Raw genomic sequence first — 21,377 nt, forward strand, 5'->3', positions numbered from 1 at the left:
TCAATCGTTTACTTGGATTATAAATGTTTTTTAAGGTTTAAGCACCTATCGTTAAATGTTTGTTAAAGTAAATATACCTTTCGAGAGCGACTAATCTAATAGCTCTTCAATTTTCTCTGCTGGCCTACCTATAACAGCTTTGTTGCCTTTAACAACTATGGGTCTTTCTATTAGATTGGGGTACTTTACCATAGCTGATAGAATTTCATCATTGGACAATTTTTTTCCTTTATATTTTTCTTTCCAAATGGATTCATTCTTTCTAACCAGCTCTATTGGTTCAATGGACAAATATTCTATTATTTGTTTTAATTCCTCCACTGAAGGAATGTTTGCTATATACTTGATGATTTCAAAATCCTTGCCAGAGTTCTCCAAAACAGCCAAACCTTCCCGGGATTTTCTACATCTGGGATTGTGATATATTTTTATCATAACTAACTTTCTTCCTTTTGTCCCATCATCATTAGATAGGCCTTTAAAAATTGATCTATATTTCCATCCATCACCGCATCAACATTTCCAGTCTCCTCACTTGTTCGTACATCTTTAACCAATTTATAAGGATGCATAACATAATTACGAATTTGAGAACCCCATTCAATCTTCATTTTGGAAGATTCAATTTCTTGTCTGGCTTCCATTTTTTTTCTCAATTCAATTTCATAGAGCTGAGATTTAAGCATTTTTAAAGCTGTTGCCCTATTGTCATGCTGGGAGCGAGAATCTGAACATTGAATTTGTATCCCAGATGGTTTATGCACCAATTGTACTTTGGTCTCAACCTTATTTACATTTTGGCCTCCAGCGCCACTTGAACGGGCCGTGGTAATCTCTATATCTGCTGGATTAATGTCTATTTCTATACTATCATCAACCAGAGGATATACGTAGACTGATGCAAAGGATGTATGTCTTTTTGCATTACTGTCGAAAGGTGATATACGTACTAATCTATGCACACCGTTCTCGCCTTTTAACCAACCAAAAGCAAATTCACCATCTATTTCTAGCGTTACAGTTTTAATACCCGCTACATCCCCGGCTTGATAATTAAGCTCCTTTACCTTATATCCATTTTTCTCACTCCACATCATATACATTCTCATGAGCATGGCAGCCCAATCACAGCTCTCTGTGCCACCAGCACCCGCTGTTACTTGTAGTATGGCTGTAAGTTCATCCCCTTCATCGGAAAGCATATTTTTAAACTCTAACTTTTCGAGGGAAGCAAGAGTTTTTTCATAATGTGTATTGACTTCATTCTCCGAGATATCTCCCTCTTTTTGAAATTCTATGAAAATTTCTAGATCATTGACCAAATTTTCGGCATGATAGTACTCATCCACCCATTTTTTTTTGGATTGGATGGATTGCATTTGAATTTGTGCTTCTTGTGGATTGTCCCAAAAAGTTGGAGACAAGGTTTTTTCTTCCTCGTTCTCTATTTCTATAAGTTTCGCATCGATGTCAAAGATACCTCCTTAACGCACCAAGGCGATCAATAAGACCTTTATGTTGATCTGTTGTTACCATTTAAAATAAATTTGCCCAAAAGTAAGCTACTTTTTTTGTTTTAAAGACAACCTGGGAATTTTTACTGTTGTTGGCTAAATACTTTTACGGAATGGATGGTTTTATTTTCCCCGCTGGTGTAGAGGACTCCCCTAAGTGGTGAACAATCTTTATAATCCTTACCATGGGCAACTTTAATATGATCAATGCTGGTCAATAAATTATTGGTTGGATCAAAACCTACCCAACCCAAATTGGGTATATAGGTCTCTGCCCAAGCATGCATTTGGGAATCTCCGAAATAGCCATTTCCTTGGTGTAAATAACCTGAAACATATCTTGCAGGCACACTATTTTGCCTTGCCAGAGCACAAAAAAGATGTGTGAAATCTTGACAGACACCATGTCTTTTTTCAATTATTTCGTCAAGTGTTGTTTCAACATCAGTAACATCAGTTTTAAAATAGAGATGTTTAAAAACAAAATAATTTAAGTTTTGAAGATTATCAAAAATTGATTTCTCCTCATTAAAAACAAATAGCCTTTCATTGTTTTTTGGCAAGGATGTTAAATATGTAGTTCTAAGAAATGGTTCAAAATCAACTTTAAAACTTAGATCATGGATTCTTTCATAATCTTTCTCTATGTCTGGCGATGGGACAAAACCAAAAGGATTCACTTCTTTTTTTATTAATTTAAATGAAGCATTAAAAGAGATGTTTTTGAACTTTTGTTTAGGATGTACCCGTATTGTTTTGAACCCCAATCCATTTATAGAATGTTGGTTTACAGCATTGATGGAATTATTAAACTCCACACTAATAAATTCTTGGGTATCATTTTCCTCTGGAATGATTAAAAATTGCCAATGGGCATCATTAACCCAGTTTTCGTAACTATTTTGGGCTTTATAGCTTATGGAATATTCTAAGAACATGAGAGTTTATATACAGGTATGCTAAGGTAAGTCATAAGAAGAACATTAATAGTCAAAAAACTCCTTTTCCATTTTATTGCTGATCTTCACAAGACTTTCCAAAATATTTTCTATAAAGCTTTGAATATCCTCTTCGATTTCCTCAATATATTTAAATTCATATTCAGCCCTTACTTTACCTATTAAGAAAGCAGTCGAATTTTTATTATATTTTTTTGATGAGTCCAACACCTTTACATGATTATAAACTTGGTTTAGACTATTCATAATTGATCTGGGACAATTTGGGTTCAAAATTAAAAACTCCAAGGTAGAAATGCTGGTCGGTGTTTTCTTATAAAATCGTTTCATCATATCATAGGATTCTGCACATTTTAGCAATGTGGACCATTCATAACTATTACTGAATTTGTCTCCATAACTTCCCTGGGCATTCAATGCATCATTGTATTTAGAATTAATAATTCGTATTACTTGGGTTGCCCTTTCTATGTTCACGCCCATCATTATAATTGCATAAACTTCATTATGTAGTAAAGTACCACGCAATTTAGCTCGTAGTATAGAGGTCATTTCGGTAATGTTTACAGTAAAATCAAACAAACCTTGTTTCATAAAAGACTCAGCTGGGTAGTTCAGTACAAAATGATAGAATTTGTTTATAGCTTCATATAGTTCCGTGGAAATTAAATCTCTAGCACTGTTTGCATTTTCCCGAGTGCTTTTTACATTATTTAAAATAGAATATGAAAATTCTGGATCTAGACCAATTTTGTATAATATTTCTTCTTCGTTTAATTTTTTTTTGGAATCATTTTCTGGTTCACCTACCATGAACAACATGGATCGCAATACAAATTGTCTTGATTGTGATATTTCATTGGGTGCATCTAAGGATGAAAAATAATTCACATTAAGATATCGTGCAATATGTTCAGAACGTTCAATATAACGTCCCATCCAAAAAAGATTGTTGGCTACTCGTGCAAGCATAATAAGGTTTTATTTTTTTAGGACCCAAGTATCCTTGGATCCACCCCCTTGGGATGAGTTAACAATTAGGTTGCCTTTTTGTAAAGCCACGCGAGTTAGTCCACCTTTCAAGACAAATTCTTTATCCTTGCCAAGTATTGTATAGGTTCTAAGGTCTACATGTCTTTGTTCAAAAGATTCAGTATCATCAATATAAGTAGGATGAACGGAGAGAGACATAATAGGCTGAGCTACATATTTTCTTGGATTTTGGCCTACTTGTTTTTTTACTTGCTCAATTTCGCTTTTAGAAAGCCTATTACCAATTGAAATTCCATATCCACCTGCCTCATCTACAGGTTTTATTACTAGCTCAGGAATATGTTCCAACACATATTTCAATTCATCGGGCCTACTACAATGATAGGTGTGAACATTGTTTAAAATAGGTTCTTCGTCTAAATAGTACTTTATAATTTGAGGCATATAGGTATACACGGCTTTGTCGTCGGCAACCCCAGTTCCCGGAGCATTTGCCAACGTTACATTCCCTTTTTTATAGGCCGCGAAAAGACCAGGTACCCCAATAGCCGAATCTGGTTTAAATTCTAATGGATCAATAAAAAAGTCATCAATTCGTCGGTAGATGACATCTACTTTTTGCGGACCTTGTATGGTTTTCATATACACAAAATCATTTTCCACGAACAAATCTCTTCCTTCAACTAATTCAACCCCCATGGTTTTAGCTAAATAAGAATGTTCATAAAAAGCAGAATTATACATTCCCGGAGTAATAACAACGCAATTGGGAACATCTACACCTTTTGGTTTGACCGATTCTAGAAGGTCTAGAAGATTTTCTGCATAATTAGTAACTGTATGGGCTTGATAATGGTTGAAAACCCCAAATAACGCCCTTTTAAGAGCAGTTCGGTTGCAGATAACATAACTAACACCTGATGGACATCGAATGTTATCCTCAAGTACATAATACTTGCCATCGGTATGTTTTATAATATCTGTTCCAGATATGTGATTATATATTCCGCCAGGAGGGTCTATATCCATCATTTGGTGTAAATAATTAATGGAAGAACTAATCAATTCCATCGGGACAATGCCTTGTTTTATAATTTTCTTCTCATGATATAGATCCCACAGAAAAAGATTTAATGCTTTACTACGTTGCAGTGAACCGCTTTCAATAATTTCCCAATCCTCAGGAGCTATTATTCTTGGAAAAAGGTCAAATGGAAAAATTTTTTCTTGCGTACTCTTTTCACTATATACTTGAAAAGTAATTCCTTGATTAAAAAAGGAAGACTTGGCTTTGGTATTTAAATTTACATAGTCATTGATTGAATGATCGCCATAAAGCTTTAAAAGCTTTTTATAAATCTCTATTACATTGCCATTTTTGTCAAATATCTCATCATTTAGGTTTGGATCTCTTTTGTATGATGAGAATATAGCATTTTCAGTATTTACCATTCAATATTGCTTTTCATCAAGTTAAGGGTTTTTAACGAATTGTTTATTAGGAATCTAGCAAAAGACAATTACTTTATTGTCGTTTAGTTAAAAAATCAAAACATTTTTTAAGAATTTCTTTTATTAGGTGTTTATAGGTAAAAACCATGATATTTAATTTGATTTTGCATAAATTTAAATTGTCAAATTTTCAATTTATGAAGCAAAAAATACTTTTATCTTTTTTTTTAGTTTTTACAACCTATAGTTGTTTGTCCCAATTTTCATCCAATAAAGCTGAGTACCAAAAATATGAAGGGCTGTATGACTTTTATTATGATGAGGATACGGACAAGATTTTTTTGGAAGTTAAAGATCTTAATAAAGAATTTTTATATGTGTATTCCTTAAGTAGCGGTATTGGCAGTAATGATATTGGTTTGGACAGAGGGCAATTGGGAAACGAACAAGTAGTCTATTTTAAAAAAGCAGGTGGTAAGTTGCTTTTGGTTCAGCCTAATTTAAAATATAGGGCACTTACCAATAATGAATTGGAAAAAAAGTCTGTGGAACAGGCATTCGCCAAATCCATCCTTTTTGGTTTCAAAATTGAAGAGGAAAAGAACGGAACATACGTAATAGATATTACTAATTTTTTAATGCAGGATGCCCATGGTGTGGCAAACCGGTTAAAAAGAGCGGACCAAGGGTCCTACAGTTTGGATTTGTCCAGAAGTGCATTTGCACTTGAGCGCACAAAAGCTTTTCCTAAAAATATAGAGTTTGATGTGGCATTAACCTTTAAGGGAGAACCAAAGGGCGGGTACATACGTTCTGTGACTCCAAATCCTGGATTGGTTACTGTGGCACAACATCATTCTTTTATAGAACTTCCGGATGATGGATACAACAAACGGGTTTTTGATCCCAGGTGTGGGTCATATCCATTTTCATATTACGATTATGCCACACCGGTGGAAGAACCTATTCTAAAACAATTTGTAACAAGGCACCGATTAGAAAAAAAAGATCCAAGCGCTCTAATAAGTGAAGCAGTTGAACCCATAGTGTATTACCTCGACAATGGCACCCCAGAACCCGTACGTTCTGCTTTGATGGAAGGAGGCAAGTGGTGGAACCAGGCATTTCAATCTATTGGATATAAAGACGCCTTTCAATTAAAAATATTACCAGATGATGCTGACCCCCTTGATGCTAGATACAATGTTATACAATGGGTCCACCGCTCAACTAGAGGATGGAGTTATGGTAGCAATATTACAGATCCCAGAACCGGAGAAATAATAAAAGGTCATGTTAGTTTGGGAAGTCTTAGAATCCGTCAAGATTTCCTGATTGCACAAGCTTTAATGAACAAACCTTTTGGGGAAAGAGATGATAACCATGATGCAATGTTAGAATTGGCACTTGCCAGAATTCGTCAGTTATCTGCCCATGAAATTGGACATACTTTGGGGTTTGCACACAATTTTGCTGCTAGTACAAATGGTAGGGCTTCTGTAATGGATTATCCCCATCCACAATTCTCTATTAATAATGGTGAGATAGATTTTTCTAATGCTTATGATGTTGGAATAGGAGAATGGGACAAAGCAATTGTAGCCTATTCTTATACGGTTTTTCCTGAAAATACGGATGAAAAAAAAGGATTGAACGAGATTTTACAAAAAGCCCAAACAGATGGGTTGCGTTATATTTCTGATCGTGATGCCCGACCCTCAGGCGGAGCACATGCATTGGGACATTTGTGGGACAATGGGAAAAACATCAGTGAAGAGTTGAATAATGTGTTGGCTATCAGAAAATTGGCTATCAATAATTTTTCAATGGATAATATTAGAACTGGAGAGGCAAATTCGGTACTTGAAGATGTATTTGCTCCTTTGTATTTCTTTCATCGTTATCAAACAGAAGCAGTTTCTAAGATAATTGGCGGATTGGATTATAATTATACTGTTAAGGGAGATGGGCAAAATACTGTTTCTGTGGTTGATAAAGAGACACAGCAACAGGCTTTAGCTAGTATTCTTAAAACCTTGGATCCAGAAGAAATAGCTATTCCCAAAGAAAAACTAATTCTTTTCCCCCCAAGAGCGACAGGATTTTATAGAAGCAGGGAATCCTTTAATGGAAGAACCGGGGTTGCATTTGATCCACTAGGGGCGGTAGAAACGGCCAGTAACAACACCCTTTCATTTTTGTTGCACCCTGAGAGGGCCAATAGATTGACACAACAAAAAGCAATGGATAAAAACCAGATAGGCTTAGAGGATGTTGTTTCTTCACTTCTAGATAAAACCATTAAATCCAAAAGTAGTGATGGATATATAGGAGATGTGCAAAAAACAATTAATTGGCAAGTGCTACAGGAATTAATGGCATTGGCAAGCAGTAAGATCAGCTCTCCGCAAGTTACTGAAATAGTTTTGTTTGAAATGATGAGATTAAAGACTTGGATAAGTGAAAAGAAAATAAATCCAACGAATGTTCTTATCAAAAAAGAATTGGAATCCTTTATTGGCAATCCAAAAGGATATGAAAGAAAAACAATAGCTCCAAAAATTCCAGATGGCTCACCTATTGGCATGGATTGCTTTAACTAAACAATTTTGGATTGAAAATAAATTTAATTAGTGATACGGTTACCAAGCCTAGTATAGATATGCTCAATGCAATGATGTCTGCTGAGGTTGGGGACGATGTTTTTAAGGAAGATCCAACTGTAAATGCCCTAGAAGAGAAAGTGGCAAAACTATTTGGGATGGAAGCCGCTCTGTTTTTTCCAAGTGGTACTATGGCTAACCAAACAGGAATTAAATTGCATACACAGCCTGGAGAGCAATTAATTTGCCATGAATATGCACATATTTTCAACTATGAAGGTGGAGGCGTAAGTTTTAATAGTGGTGTTTCTTGTAAGTTGTTAAAAGGAAGTAGGGGAATGATGACGGCTGAGCAAGTAGAGCAGGCCATTAATCCCCCTGATTTTTATCATAGTCCCTTAACCTCATTGGTTTGTGTTGAGAATACAACAAACAAAGGAGGTGGTGCCTGTTGGGACATGGAAGAATTAAAGAAAATAAAAAAAGTTTGTGGTGACCACAACCTATCTTACCACATGGATGGTGCTAGGTTGTGGAATGCCATGGTTGTAAAAAAAAACTTGCCAAAAGAATACGGAGAACTTTTTGATACCATAAGCGTCTGTTTTAGTAAAGGACTGGGATGTCCTGTGGGTTCTGCATTGGTTGGCAGTAAAGATTCTATACATAAAGCATTACGAATAAGAAAAGTATTTGGTGGAGGTATGAGGCAAGCCGGATTTTTAGCTGCAGCTGCTATCTACGCTTTAGACAACAATGTGAACAGGCTACAAGAAGACCATATTCGCGCAAAAGAACTTGGAGAATGCCTTGATTCACTTTCCTATATTCAAAAGGTAGAGCCTATTGAAACTAATATTTTAATATTTGAAATTGATGAGTCTAAAATGACCCAATCCCATTTTACCCAAACACTAAAAGAAAAAGACATTCATATAATTGGAATGGGTCAAGGAAAGTTAAGAATGGTCACACATTATGATTATACCCAAGAAATGCATGAAATTGTTTTGAATACGCTTAAAAAATTATAATTTTTTCCAATCGGCTATTTTAGCTAAGCTGTTCTTAATGTTTTTAATGCCATTTTCCATCCCAGCCTCTGAATTATAGAGTTGACTACTCCCAATTAAATTTCCTTTTTTGTCTTTTAAATTAAAAAGAAATTTACCATTGTGATTTGTTTTTCTTTCAAATACGGATGGACTCTGTTTTAATTTTGGATTAAGTCCCGCAAGGGTACTTTCAACTTCACCCTTGCTATTAAAGGGCACGCTTTTTAATATAGTATTACCACTTTCGGTTTTTAAACTAAACCGGTAGGTATGGTTTTCTTCTTTTTCAATTTTAATCATTGCTCTGTACTTTATTTAAAGTTACAACTTCTTATGAAGAATTGTTGATTTTGTAGCTAAACACCAAAAAAAATACATTTTTTAAATTTAAAAGTGACTTTTTTAAGAATGATGTTTCTAAAAGAATAGAGGTATTAAAAGAATACCGTAAACCATTAATTATTTAAAAACTAATCTTCTGATTATGAAAAAAGTTCTATTTATTTTATCATTATTTACCTTTTCAATTTCGATGGCACAAGATTTGCCAACAAATCCAGAGCCCGGAAAATGTTATGTACGCTGTACAACACCAGATGTATACGTTAATGAAACAGTAACGTTTATTACAAAGCCTGCATATAAAGTATTGAAAACCTATCCTGCCACTTTTAAGACAGTTACAGAAAGAGTTCTTGTTAAAGAGGAAAGTAAGAAACTTACTGTTGTTGCTGCAAAGTGGGGTACAGAAACTGTATCATATGTATCTAAAGAAGGAGGTAATAGCTTAAGTATAATTCCTGCTTCCTTTAGGTCTGCTTCTGAAACAATTGAAATTAAGCCAGCGTATGCTCAATGGGAGTTGGGATCACCTGCCCCTGATTGTGCTTCTGGAAACCCAGATGATTGTCGCTATTGGTGTTATAAAGGGTATCCTGCTGAATATACAACAGTGCAAACACAAGTTTTAGGTAGTGATGCAAGTACAACAAAATCTCCATTGGGGAGTCAAAATGCAGTATATACCAAAAGAGTTCTTTTGGAGCCAGCTAAGGTTGTGGAAGTAGTAATTCCTGCTGAGTACAAAGAAATAACAAAAACAGTATTGGATAAAGATGCTTACACAGTTGAAGAATCTATCCCAGCAGTAACAAAAACAATTACAAAAGAGGTTTTAAAGGACAAGGGTGGATTAACTTCTTGGAAAGAAGTAGAATGTTCATTGGTTGAATATCAAGCCTTACCAATTAACTGGAATTTAGGTAGTGCAACATTAACAAGTGCAGCAAAGACCATTATTGACACACGCTTAATGCCAGTATTAAAGCAAAATCCTGGAGCTAAATTAGAAATAGCTTCTCATACGGATGCTCGTGGTACTTCAAGTTCAAATCAAGATTTATCTGATAGAAGAGCGAAAGCGGTTGCAGACTATTTAATCTCTAAAGGAGTTAACTCTAGTTTATTGGTTGCAAATGGATATGGAGAACAAAGATTGAAGAACAGATGTGCTGATGGTGTTTCTTGTACAGAAAGAGATCATTCTGTAAATAGAAGAACAGAGTTTAGATTGATAAACAACTAAAAGAAATTCTCTTTTAATAAAAAAAGGCTTCCTGTATGGAAGCCTTTTTTTATTTATGATTTTTAAGTAAATTAAGATGATAACCAACTTCACCGTTCATACTATAGCCAGAGATTTCATCTAATACTTTTCCTTTGGGATTTAAGATTTTAAGAAGCGGGAACACCCCTTTTTTATTATATATGGGCAACATGTCTTTGTTATGTTTAATTTGCGAATCGGATAGTAGATCCTGATTTCGGGGAATATCAATGTACAAGAGAATAAACTCTTTGGATAAATCTGCAAATTCTTGTTTGTCAAACAAATCTTTTTTTAGCATCTTACATGGAGCACACCAGTCGCTTCCCGTGAAATACAAAACAACATTTTTATTTTCTTTTCGGGCTTTCTCCATGGTCTTATTATAATCAGTTTGCCAATTCAGTTCTTTCTCTATAGCACTATCCATCTGAGAAAATGAAATAAAGGGAAGAACGAGTAAAATAAATAATTTTGTTTTCATATAGTTAAATTTCACTTGGGGCATATCAATAGACCCTGTGGTATTATTTAAATAACGAATCCATTCCAGGAATATTGGGCATTCCATCTTTGGCCACGGCCGCAAGTTCAGTTTCATTTATCTTTGTGGCATTTTCTATGGCCCTGTTAAGTGTTGTTATCAAATAATCTTCCAATTGGTCTTTGTCTTTCAACAGGCTAGAATCCAAATCTATTTTCTTAATTGTTCTATTGGCGGTCAGGGTAACCTTAATTAATCCGTCAGATGATTTTTCATCCACAAGAACGGAATCTAAACGTTTTTTAGTTTCCTCAACTTTTTTCTGGGTTTCTTTCAATTTACCCATCATTCCCATTAAATCTCCAAACATATTGCTGCGGTTTTAATAAATTATATATTCAAAAATAGTAAATTGGGAGAATTAAATACACTATCCATGAGCCATTTGCATATTAATAAAGTTGTTTTGTTGTTAAGTATTACTTTTGCGCTTTCTTGTCAGAACCAAAAAAAGGACAAAATTGAAATGAAGGCACCGATTGCGAAAAAACAGGCAAAAGAACTGGAAAAACATGGGGATATTAGAATTGATGATTACTATTGGTTAAATGATAGGGAAAATGATGAGGTAATAGAATATTTAGAGCAGGAGAACGCCTATTACAAGGAGATGACAGCTCATACAAAAACTTTTCAGGACACTCTTTTCAATGAATTAAAGTCTAGAATTAAAGAGGATGACTCATCCGTTCCCTATAAACGTAATGGATATTGGTATTATACAAGGTATGAGGAAGGAAAAGAATACCCTATTCATGCCAGAAAAAAAGACAACTTAGACTCTCAGGAGGAAATTATGTTCAATGGCAATGAAATGGCAGTGGGGCATGAATTCTTTAATTTAAGGGGGATTTCCATAAGCCCGGACAACAAATATGCCGCTTTTGCATTGGATACCGTTTCTAGAAGACAATACTATATACAAATTAAAAATCTTGAAACTGGAGATATCTATCCAGACAAGATTGAAAATACAACGGGAGGCAGTGTTTGGGCCAATGACAATAAAACTTTGTTCTATACAAAAAAAGACCCGGTAACACTTAGGTCGGACAAAATTTACAAGCATAAATTTGGCACAAATGCCAATGACGATACTTTAATTTTTCATGAAAAGGATGATACTTTTGGCACATTTGTATACAAATCCAAATCCAAAGAATACATAATAATTGGCTCATATAGTACTTTAACAAGTGAGTATCAAATTGTAAAAGCGGATACTCCAGATGAATCGTTTAAAATGTTTTCACCCCGGGAGCGTGGGTTGGAATATTCTATTTACCATTTTGACAGCGATTTTTATATTCTTACCAATAAGGATAAGGCAACCAATTTTAAGTTGATGAAAACAAGTAAAGAAAAAACATCACATAAAAATTGGACGGAATTCATCCCACATAGGGAAAATGTACTTTTAGAGGATATAGACATTTTTAGGGACTATTATGTGCTTTCAGAAAGAGAAAACGGGTTAAGCAAACTTAAAATTAACCGTTGGGACAATACAGATAGTTATTATTTGCCATTTGACAATGAGACCTATACGGCCTATAGCTATGCCAATTTGGAGTTTGACACGGAAACTCTTCGTTATGTATACAATGCTATTACCACTCCTTATTCCATTATCGATTTTAATATGAGGACTAAGAATAAAGAGGTAAAGAAGGAGCAAGAAGTATTAGGGGGAAAATTTAACAAAGAGAACTACCGTTCACAACGAGTTTGGGCAACGGCAAGGGATGGTGTTAAAGTACCTATGTCTATAGTATACCATAAGAATACCAAGCTGGATGGAACTAGTCCTTTATTGCAGTATGCCTATGGTTCATATGGCAGCACTACAGATCCTTATTTTTCAACTTCAAGATTAAGTCTTTTGGACCGTGGGTTTGTTTTCGTAATCGCCCATGTTAGGGGAGGAGAGTATTTGGGAAGACAGTGGTACGAGGATGGAAAATTACTTAAGAAGAAAAACACCTTTACAGATTTTATTGATTGTTCCAAGTATTTAATTGAGAACAAATTTACAAGTGCAGAACATTTATATGCCTATGGTGGTTCCGCAGGTGGATTACTAATGGGGGCTATTGTAAATATGGCTCCAGAGCTTTATAATGGGGTTATAGCCGCCGTTCCTTTTGTAGATGTAGTTACCACAATGTTAGATGATTCTATACCATTGACAACAGGGGAGTTTGATGAATGGGGAAATCCAAATGATAAAGAATATTACGATTACATAAAATCATATTCTCCATATGATAATGTTGTTGCTCAAGATTATCCTAATTTATATGTCACCACTGGTTTACACGATTCGCAGGTACAATATTTTGAACCGGCAAAGTGGGTGGCAAAATTACGTGAAGTAAAGACCGATTCTAATTTGCTTTTGTTTGATATAAATATGGATGCGGGGCATGGCGGGGCATCAGGTCGATTTGAAGCCCTAAAGGAAACAGCTAAAGATTATGCCTTTTTATTGGATTTAGAAGGACAAATACAGTAGTTTAAAAAAAATTGTTAATTTTGTCGCTGGAATATTGTTATCAGTTTTATATCTTGTAATCATATTCCCCTAACTAGACAATCCTTTATGGAACCCAAAATCAATGCTTATAATAGTCTCCTAGAGCTTATAGGAAACACTCCTTTAATCAAGTTAAATAAAATTACCTCCTCATTTGAAGGGAATTTTTATGCAAAATTTGAAGCCTTTAATCCAGGTCACTCCTCCAAAGATAGAATAGCGGCTTACATTATTGAAGAAGCAGAGCGTAAGGGTATTTTAAAGGAAGGAAGCACCATAATAGAGACAACCTCTGGGAATACTGGTTTTAGTATTGCCATGGTAAGTATAATTAAAGGGTATGAATGTATTTTGGCTGTTAGCTCTAAGTCTTCCCAAGATAAGATAGATATGTTACGAGCAATGGGTGCAAAGGTATACGTTTGCCCAGCCCATGTTAGCGCAGACGACCCAAGGTCTTATTATCAGGTAGCAAAACGTTTGCATGAAGAGACAAAAGGTTCAATCTATATCAATCAATATTTTAATGAGCTGAACATGGAAGCTCATTATAATTCTACTGGACCGGAAATATGGGAACAAACAAATGGGAACATTACTCATTTAGTAGCCTGTAGCGGAACTGGTGGAACTATTTCGGGAACATCAAAATATTTAAAAGAACAAAATCCAGGTATTAAAATTATTGGCGTTGATGCTTTTGGGTCCGTATTAAAGAAATATCATGAAACCAGAGAGTTTGATGCCGAGGAAATTTATCCATATCGTATTGAAGGTCTGGGAAAAAATTTAATTCCAGGCGCAACGGATTTTGATGTCATTGATGAATTCATAAAAGTTACCGATGAAGAAAGCGCCCATACAGCAAGAGAGATTGCAAAAAGTGAGGGAATGTTTGTTGGGTATACCAGCGGTGCTGCCATGCAGGCATTAAAGCAATTAAACGCAGAAGGAATATTTGATAAAAACAGCAATGTTGTTGTTATATTCCCAGATCACGGTTCTAGATATATGAGCAAGGTATACAGTGATGATTGGATGAATAATCAAGGGTTTTTTGATGCTAAGACAGAAGAAGCGCAAAAAATAGAGTTTGTAAAATAAACAAAGTAGAATAGTATATTTAAGCAATGGTCAGAATGACCATTGCTTTTTTTTTGAGCAAAATTATTTATGAATGCCAGCAAAAAATCCATAATTTTGCAGTTAAATCAATTTTTGGTTAGATGAAAGACTTATTTGATAGAATTATTGAGAATAAAGGACCATTGGGAAAATGGGCTTCACAAGCAGAGGGATATTTTGTTTTCCCCAAATTGGAAGGGCCAATTTCGAATAGAATGAAGTTCCAAGGGAAGGAAGTAATTACATGGAGTATCAATGATTATTTAGGTCTTGCCAACTTGCCGGAAATTAGAAAAGTTGATGGAGATGCGGCAGCTGAACATGGAGCGGCATATCCTATGGGTGCTCGTATGATGAGCGGTCATACGGAGTTGCACGAACAGTTGGAACAAGAATTGGCCGACTTCGTAAGTAAAGAATCTTCGTATTTGTTGAACTTTGGTTATCAAGGGTTTATGTCAGTAATAGACGCCCTGGTTACTAAAGATGATATTATTGTTTACGATGTAGATGCACATGCCTGTATCATAGATGGTGTTCGTTTGCATATGGGCAAACGTTTCACTTTTATGCATAATGATGTTGAAAGCTTGGAAAAGAATTTGGAACGCGCCACAAAAATGGCAGAACAGACCGGTGGAGGAATTTTGGTTATTTCTGAGGGTGTTTTTGGTATGCGTGGAGAACAAGGCAAATTAAAGGAGATAGTTGCTTTAAAAGAAAAATTCAATTTTAGGCTATTGGTGGATGATGCCCATGGTTTTGGAACACTTGGAGAAACAGGAGCAGGAGCAGGGCAAGAGCAAGGAGTGCAAGATGATATTGATGTATATTTGGCGACCTTCGCTAAGTCTATGGCTGGTATTGGAGCGTTTGTAGCTGCAGATAAAGAGATCATAGACTACTTAAAATACAACTTACGTTCTCAAATGTTCGCTAAATCATTACCTATGGTTTATGTGAAAGGAGCCTTGAAAAGATTGGATATGCTTAGAACTATGCCAGAGCTTAAAGAGAAACTATGGGAAAATGTAAATGCATTACAAAACGGCCTTAAAGAGAGAGGTTTCGATATTGGTACCACAAGTAGTTGTGTTACACCGGTATATTTAAATGGAAGTATTCCGGAAGCTATGGCACTTGTAAAGGATTTAAGGGAAAACTATGGTATTTTCTGTTCAATAGTCGTTTATCCGGTAATTCCTAAAGGTTTAATTTTGCTACGATTAATACCGACGGCTACTCATACTTTAGAAGATGTGGCCATTACTTTAGATGCTTTCTCTGGAATTAGAGAACGTTTGGAAAATGGAACATATAAAAGATTATCAGCAGCTGTTGCTGCGGCAATGGGTGAGTAACTAACTACACTTTGAAAATATATCCCAAATTCTAATTTCTAGAGTTTGGGATTTTTTATACATTGTTGTCAATATCTACCTCTATTTTATTTTGAAAAAAAAGGGAGAACAATCACAAAGAGTGTTTGTAGAGGTTGACTAGTTTGGGTACCTAATAATAAAATTCATGTTATGAGCGCATTAAAAAGTCAAGATGAGCGTATTGAACAAATGATATTTGCTTCGGTATATCCGCATTACCTCACCAAGGTTGAAAAGAAGGGTAGAACAAAGGACGAATTACACCAGGTCATTAAATGGCTAACAGGTTATGATGAAAAAAAGCTTCAGGAACAAATCGATGATAAAGTTACATTTAAAATTTTTTTTCAGAATGCATTGTTAAACCCCAACGTTCGTCTAATAAAGGGTGTAATCTGTGGTTATCGAGTAGAAGAAATCACAAACCCTTTAACCCAAAAGGTAAGGTATTTGGACAAGTTAGTGGATGAACTAGCTAAAGGGCGTAAGATGGAGAAAATCTTAAGGGTTGGAGCAGTTTAAAACACAATGCTTCTAACAGAGAGTTTAACCTAAGTTTTTCCTATATGTTCTCCTACGCTTATGAATAACCGGGTCAAAATGTTTCCAAATTTGCTTAATGGCAATGTTATCCTCTAACTCCGGAGTCCTAATACAGGTGTCTATTCCTTTTTCTTTGAAAGTCTTATAATATTCATTGAACATGACAGCTGTTATCCCCTTATTTTGATACTCGGGATGCACTCCAATCAAATAAAAAATAACGTCCTTACTATGTTTTTTTGCTTTTAAAAGATGAAAAATCCCAAAGGGAAATAGTTTACCTTTTGCTTTCTGTAAAGCTTCAGAAAAAGAAGGCATTACAATTCCAAAAGCTATTAGTTTATCTTCCTTATCAACAATGAATTTGATATACTCTGGATTAATAAAACTAATATATTTCTTTTTAAAATACTCTTTTTGGATATCGGTAATGGGAACAAAAGAGGATAGAACAGAATAGGTCTCATTAAAAAGGTCGAACATTTTATCGGCCATGGGCATCACCTCTTTTGTACTGGTGAAATTAATGGCTTTTACTCCATACCTTTTTTTAATAAGGTCATTTACTTTCATAAAAAACTTTGGGTCGGCATTAGAAAACGGAAACTTATTTTCCATATATTCCTTCTCTTTAACAAATCCCAATTTTTCAAAATGTGAAGCATAGTATGGGTGATTGTACCAAGTTATCATGGTACCTATATGATCAAAACCTTCAGTGAGAACACCAACTTTGTCAAGATTGGAAAATCCTACGGGGCCTTCCATGAATTCTAAGGTATGTTCTCTTCCTATTTCTTCTACTTTCTTTAGTAGTGCTTCAGAAACAGCACTATCATCAATGAAATCGAACCAACCAAAACGCATTTTACTTACTTTTTGGCGGTTAATTTCTATTTTATTGATGATTGCAGCCACCCTACCTACAATTTCATTCCCCTTATAGGCAAGAAAAAACCATGCATCCGCATCTTTAAAAGCGGGATTCTTTTCTTTATTAAAAGTTTCCAGTTCATCGTTTACAATGGGAGGAACCCAATAAGGTGAGTCTTTGTACAAAGAAAAAGGAAAGGAAACAAACTTCTTTAAGTCAGATTTTGTGACTGCTTCTTTAAGGGTAATCATATGCTCATTTTTCAATGACCAATATCAGCAATATAAATCAATAGAAAAAACAGGAATGTATTTTTTGTAGTATCAATTAAAATAAATCTAAAAATCTATCACACCATTATCGGTAGGTTTTTTCTTTTTACCCTTTTTCTTTTTCTTCTTTTTAGAAGAACCGAACAGCCCTTTTTTACTGTTCTTTTTCATACTATTTTTCCTTATTTCCCCACCGTTTTCATCAGCATTTTGATCTTCAATGGGAACTAATTTGTCTTTATGGAAATCGAAGCGATATGAACCTCCTATTGATGCAAAAAAGCGGGAAGGCGTGTTTTTAAAACTTCCTCCAAAATTAACATCTGCCTGCAGACGTTCATTGAACAGATGTGCCATACCCGTTCTAATGATCATGTCTCCGTAGCGGTCACTTTTTATGCCTTGGTTTTCCAGAAAAACACTCCACTTAGGGTTTCTTAAGGCACGGGTAATGGATATTATATAACTTAACTCAGGATCTTCTGTCCCTATGCGATCATAGGCAACATTGGTAATCAATACAAACCGAGGGGTTAATCTACTTTGTGTTGCAATCATTCCCCTATAAGAAATAGTTGGGTCGCTTGGATAAAATGGGTTGTCTCCCAAGTTAAAGGTTGCTCCACCATATAGGGAAACGGCTGGTAAAAGATTTTTTAGTTGAAATACATTGTTGGCACGCCAGCTAAGTAAATTGGGCTTATTGCGTTCTGGATTTTTAAAGGGATCAAACACCAAGAATTTTAACCCAGCTCTGTGCCTTGTAAAATTTGTTCTGGAATAATATTCACCTAGACTTTCATAATCCTTGTTTTCATGCACATAGGTGCCTTCCCAAATGAGTTCCAATTCTTCAAACAAAAGACCATATCTAATGGCCATTTCGCCACCAAAACGATTTACTTTTGTCAATAACTCAGTATGTTCTTGATTCTCATAAACAAAGCCCACCTCTGTCTGTAATACACTTTTTCCAACAGCATAGGCACTTACCGATTGCCCAGGCCGATTGGAATTTATAACATCTGTATATTGAGAAACTACCACAATAGGAAGTAAAAACAGGAGGAAGGAAATTATTTTTTTCATTTTCTGATTGATGCAAAACAGCCTGTTTTAGGCTATTTTAGTATTATTTTATGACTTTTGCATTCGTATTGCAAAGGTAGATTTGTATTTTTGATAGAAACTAGTCTAATTCATGGTTGTACTAAAAACGCTTTTAATACTACTATTAGTATATTATTTGCTTAAAATGCTTTTTCGATTGTTTGCGCCTAAACTTTTTAGCTATGCCGCAAAAAAAACCGAGGCACATTTTAAAGAAAATTTTGAAAAATTCACCAATGAACATGCTCCCAAGGGAGAACAAGTAGGAGATGTAATCATTGATAAAAAGCCAACCAGAAAAAACAACTCTTCAAAAAAAGTTGGAGATTATATAGATTTTGAAGAAATTGATTGATATTAGCGTAAAATCAACTCAATGAAACCTGGCTTTAAAGCTTTATTCACCCATTTTTTTGTTGTCGTATTTTTTATTGTAGCCGCACTGGCGTATTTCCATCCTGTTCTGCAAGGAAAGGTCATTTTGCAATCGGATATTGTTCAATATAATGGAATGGCAAAAGAGCAGACCGATTTTAAAAACAAAACAGGAGAGGAACCCTACTGGACCAATAGTGCTTTTGGCGGTATGCCCACTTATCAATTGGGGGCCAATTACCCCCATAATTATGTAAAGAAACTGGATAGACTTATTCGCTTTTTACCAAGACCTGCGGATTATCTTTTTTTATATCTCATTAGTTTTTACATACTACTTTGTTGCCTAAAAGTAGATTTTAGGTTAGCCATTCTTGGGGCTTTAGCGTTTGGTTTTTCTACGTATTTAATCATTATAATTGGTGTAGGCCACAATGCAAAAGCACATGCTTTGGGATATTTGCCCATGGTTTTAGCTGGAATCTTGCTCGTCTTTCAAAAACGATATTTGTGGGGCTTTGTACTTACTTCAATAGCCATGGCGCTGGAGGTTGTGGCTAATCATTACCAAATGACCTATTACTTTATGCTGCTGGTCTTAATCTTGGGAACGGTCTACTTTATTTATGCCATAAAAAACAAAGAATATAAACACTTTTTTATCTCTGTTGGTATTTTATTGGGAGCTGTTGTTCTTGGTATTGGTGCCAATGCCACAAGTTTATTGGCCACTAAAGAATATGCAGATTGGAGTACAAGGGGGAAAACGGAGCTTACCATTAACCCCGATGGTTCACCAAAAGAAAATACCGAAGGATTGAGCAGGGAATACATTACCCAATATAGCTATGGAATCACAGAATCACTGGATTTATTTGTACCTAGACTTTTTGGAGGCAGTAATCAAGAAGATTTGGGAACAAAGTCAAAGGCATACGATTATCTCACAAGCCAAGGTTTGTCAAGAGCAAAGGCATTGGAATTTTCCAGCGGATTGCCCTTGTACTGGGGAGACCAACCTGGTGTTTCCGCTCCGGCCTATATAGGTGCAATTATCTTCTTTCTCTTTATTATGGGATTGTTTTTGGTAAAGGGAAAGTCCAAGTGGTGGCTTCTTGCTGGGACAGTTATGTCCCTTATATTGTCATGGGGAAAGAATTTTAGTTTGCTTACGGATTTCATGATAGACTACTTTCCATTGTACGATAAATTTAGGGCGGTATCCTCCATCCAAATAGTATTGGAACTCTGTGTACCCATTTTGGCCGTTTTGGCTCTTGTGAAATTATTTAAGCAAGAAATTCCGAAAGCAAATAAGGTAAGCGCCTTGAAAATTAGTTTTGTAATCATGGCTGGTTTGGGTATTGCCTTACTTCTTTTAAAGGGTATGTTCGATTTTTCGGGGATAAACGATGAAACATACAGAGGGTATTTTGGTGACGAACTAATGACCATGATACAACGGGATAGAGAAGCTGTGTATGTTAGCGATACCATTCGTTCCCTTATCTATGTTATCTTGGCAGCTTTTGTTATTTGGCTGTTCATTAAGGAAAAAATTAATAAAAACATTGCTATTATAGGAGTAGGCTTACTCATAGTAATCGACTTAATTGGGGTGGATTTGCGGTATGTTGATGGGGAGGATTTTGTTCGAAAAAGAAGAATGACAGAACCGTTTCAAATAACAGCCGTTGATCAGCAAATACAAAGTGATACTTCTAATTACAGAGTGTTTGACCCCTCGGAAGGGTTTCAGGCCAGAACCGCCTATTTTCATAAATCCATTAGTGGTTATCATGCCGCTAGGCCCAGAGGCATGGAAGATTTATTTGATTTCTATTTGTATCGAAACAAGATTGGTGTTTTGAACATGCTTAATGTAAAGTACGTAATTCAACAAGATGAAGAGGGTAGAAGCCGTGCGGCATTTAATCCAGATGCAAATGGTAATGCATGGTTTGTAAAAAAGTTAAAGGAAGTTAAAAGCGCCAATGAGGAAGTCTTGGCATTGGATGGATTGGATACGGCCAATGAAGCTCTCATAAATACAAATGCTTTTCCAGATATTCGAAGGTTCGATTTTAAAGTGGACTCTACATCATCTATTGAATTAATAAAATATGAACCCAATCACTTAATTTATAAATCTACCAATCCTTATGTGGGGATTGCTGTATTTTCGGAAATGTATTATGCCAATGGTTGGAATGCCTATGTTAATGGTAACCTTAAACCCCATTTTAAAATTAACCATGTGTTACGCGCATTAAGATTGCCAGAGGGCGAACATACGATTGAGTTTAAGTTTGAGCCAAAAGTTGTGGAAACAGGGAGTAAAATAACTTTAGCAAGCTGTATTTTACTGGGATTGGGAGTTTTAGGAGGTATAGGATTTTCTTTTTGGCACCCTCGTAAGAAAGAGGAAGAATAA

At 35.4% G+C, this 21,377-nt stretch carries 19 protein-coding genes; 9 read left to right on the forward strand and 10 right to left on the reverse strand.

Annotation, left to right across the window (positions count from 1 at the left end; translation table 11 throughout):
• Positions 1–90: 90 nt before the first annotated feature.
• The 5 genes from arsC to GGR42_RS00680 all read right to left on the reverse strand — a co-directional run bounded on the left by arsC (position 91) and on the right by GGR42_RS00680 (position 4,918).
• Positions 91–435 carry an arsenate reductase (glutaredoxin) gene (gene arsC / locus GGR42_RS00660; RefSeq protein ID WP_167959830.1) on the reverse strand — a complete coding sequence of 115 codons (345 nt, stop codon included), beginning with the start codon at positions 433–435 and terminating at the stop codon, positions 91–93.
• Between the two features lie 2 nt (positions 436–437).
• A protein-coding gene (prfB, locus tag GGR42_RS00665) for a peptide chain release factor 2 (protein WP_167959832.1) occupies positions 438–1,536 on the reverse strand; the annotation gives its coding sequence in 2 pieces (ribosomal slippage) (positions 438–1,472 and positions 1,474–1,536; 1,098 coding nt in all).
• A 61-nt stretch (positions 1,537–1,597) separates the two neighbouring features.
• Positions 1,598–2,452: a transglutaminase-like domain-containing protein gene (locus tag GGR42_RS00670; protein ID WP_167959834.1), complete on the reverse strand. Its 855-nt coding sequence runs from the start codon at positions 2,450–2,452 to the stop codon at positions 1,598–1,600.
• Between the two features lie 45 nt (positions 2,453–2,497).
• Positions 2,498–3,445, reverse strand: coding sequence for an alpha-E domain-containing protein (locus GGR42_RS00675; protein ID WP_167959835.1), 948 nt, complete (start codon positions 3,443–3,445; stop codon positions 2,498–2,500).
• A gap of 9 nt (positions 3,446–3,454) precedes the next feature.
• Positions 3,455–4,918, reverse strand: a complete 1,464-nt coding sequence (locus tag GGR42_RS00680) for a circularly permuted type 2 ATP-grasp protein (protein WP_167959837.1) — start codon at positions 4,916–4,918, stop codon at positions 3,455–3,457.
• A gap of 197 nt (positions 4,919–5,115) precedes the next feature.
• Here GGR42_RS00680 and GGR42_RS00685 point away from each other — a divergent pair, with 197 nt between their 5' ends.
• A complete protein-coding gene (locus tag GGR42_RS00685; protein WP_167959839.1) occupies positions 5,116–7,521 on the forward strand; it encodes a zinc-dependent metalloprotease in 2,406 nt (801 codons plus the stop codon).
• A gap of 11 nt (positions 7,522–7,532) precedes the next feature.
• A complete protein-coding gene (locus GGR42_RS00690; RefSeq protein WP_167959841.1) occupies positions 7,533–8,555 on the forward strand; it encodes a threonine aldolase family protein in 1,023 nt (340 codons plus the stop codon).
• Here the strand turns inward: GGR42_RS00690 and GGR42_RS00695 are convergent.
• Positions 8,550–8,876: a YegP family protein gene (locus GGR42_RS00695; RefSeq protein ID WP_167959842.1), complete on the reverse strand. Its 327-nt coding sequence runs from the start codon at positions 8,874–8,876 to the stop codon at positions 8,550–8,552. The genes GGR42_RS00690 and GGR42_RS00695 overlap by 6 nt on opposite strands.
• A 184-nt stretch (positions 8,877–9,060) precedes the next feature.
• Here GGR42_RS00695 and GGR42_RS00700 point away from each other — a divergent pair, with 184 nt between their 5' ends.
• Positions 9,061–10,161 carry an OmpA family protein gene (locus tag GGR42_RS00700; RefSeq protein WP_167959844.1) on the forward strand — a complete coding sequence of 367 codons (1,101 nt, stop codon included), beginning with the start codon at positions 9,061–9,063 and terminating at the stop codon, positions 10,159–10,161.
• A gap of 49 nt (positions 10,162–10,210) precedes the next feature.
• Here GGR42_RS00700 and GGR42_RS00705 read toward each other — a convergent pair whose 3' ends face one another.
• Positions 10,211–10,666 (reverse strand): thioredoxin family protein, encoded by a 456-nt coding sequence (locus GGR42_RS00705; RefSeq protein WP_167959846.1) that lies wholly within the window; start codon positions 10,664–10,666, stop codon positions 10,211–10,213.
• Positions 10,667–10,709: 43 nt separating this feature from the next.
• On the reverse strand, positions 10,710–11,036 hold the full coding sequence (locus GGR42_RS00710) for a YbaB/EbfC family nucleoid-associated protein (protein ID WP_167959848.1): 327 nt from the start codon (positions 11,034–11,036) through the stop codon (positions 10,710–10,712).
• 66 nt (positions 11,037–11,102) lie between these two features.
• Here GGR42_RS00710 and GGR42_RS00715 point away from each other — a divergent pair, with 66 nt between their 5' ends.
• The 4 genes from GGR42_RS00715 to GGR42_RS00730 all read left to right on the forward strand — a co-directional run bounded on the left by GGR42_RS00715 (position 11,103) and on the right by GGR42_RS00730 (position 16,291).
• Positions 11,103–13,241, forward strand: coding sequence for a S9 family peptidase (locus tag GGR42_RS00715; protein WP_167959850.1), 2,139 nt, complete (start codon positions 11,103–11,105; stop codon positions 13,239–13,241).
• 87 nt (positions 13,242–13,328) lie between these two features.
• Positions 13,329–14,366 carry a PLP-dependent cysteine synthase family protein gene (locus GGR42_RS00720; protein WP_167959852.1) on the forward strand — a complete coding sequence of 346 codons (1,038 nt, stop codon included), beginning with the start codon at positions 13,329–13,331 and terminating at the stop codon, positions 14,364–14,366.
• 122 nt (positions 14,367–14,488) lie between these two features.
• Positions 14,489–15,748, forward strand: a complete 1,260-nt coding sequence (locus GGR42_RS00725) for an aminotransferase class I/II-fold pyridoxal phosphate-dependent enzyme (protein WP_167959854.1) — start codon at positions 14,489–14,491, stop codon at positions 15,746–15,748.
• Between the two features lie 171 nt (positions 15,749–15,919).
• Positions 15,920–16,291 (forward strand): DUF2200 domain-containing protein, encoded by a 372-nt coding sequence (locus GGR42_RS00730; protein ID WP_167959856.1) that lies wholly within the window; start codon positions 15,920–15,922, stop codon positions 16,289–16,291.
• A 24-nt stretch (positions 16,292–16,315) separates the two neighbouring features.
• Here GGR42_RS00730 and GGR42_RS00735 read toward each other — a convergent pair whose 3' ends face one another.
• A complete protein-coding gene (locus GGR42_RS00735; protein WP_167959858.1) occupies positions 16,316–17,437 on the reverse strand; it encodes a GNAT family N-acetyltransferase in 1,122 nt (373 codons plus the stop codon).
• An 87-nt stretch (positions 17,438–17,524) separates the two neighbouring features.
• A complete protein-coding gene (locus GGR42_RS00740; RefSeq protein ID WP_167959860.1) occupies positions 17,525–18,547 on the reverse strand; it encodes a transporter in 1,023 nt (340 codons plus the stop codon).
• 112 nt (positions 18,548–18,659) lie between these two features.
• On the opposite strand from GGR42_RS00740, the gene GGR42_RS00745 reads away from it, so the two are divergent.
• Positions 18,660–18,923 (forward strand): DUF4834 family protein, encoded by a 264-nt coding sequence (locus tag GGR42_RS00745; protein WP_167959862.1) that lies wholly within the window; start codon positions 18,660–18,662, stop codon positions 18,921–18,923.
• A 21-nt stretch (positions 18,924–18,944) separates the two neighbouring features.
• Positions 18,945–21,377: a YfhO family protein gene (locus GGR42_RS00750; protein ID WP_167959864.1), complete on the forward strand. Its 2,433-nt coding sequence runs from the start codon at positions 18,945–18,947 to the stop codon at positions 21,375–21,377.

This window comes from Saonia flava (assembly GCF_011927795.1).
GTDB lineage: Bacteria > Bacteroidota > Bacteroidia > Flavobacteriales > Flavobacteriaceae > Saonia > Saonia flava.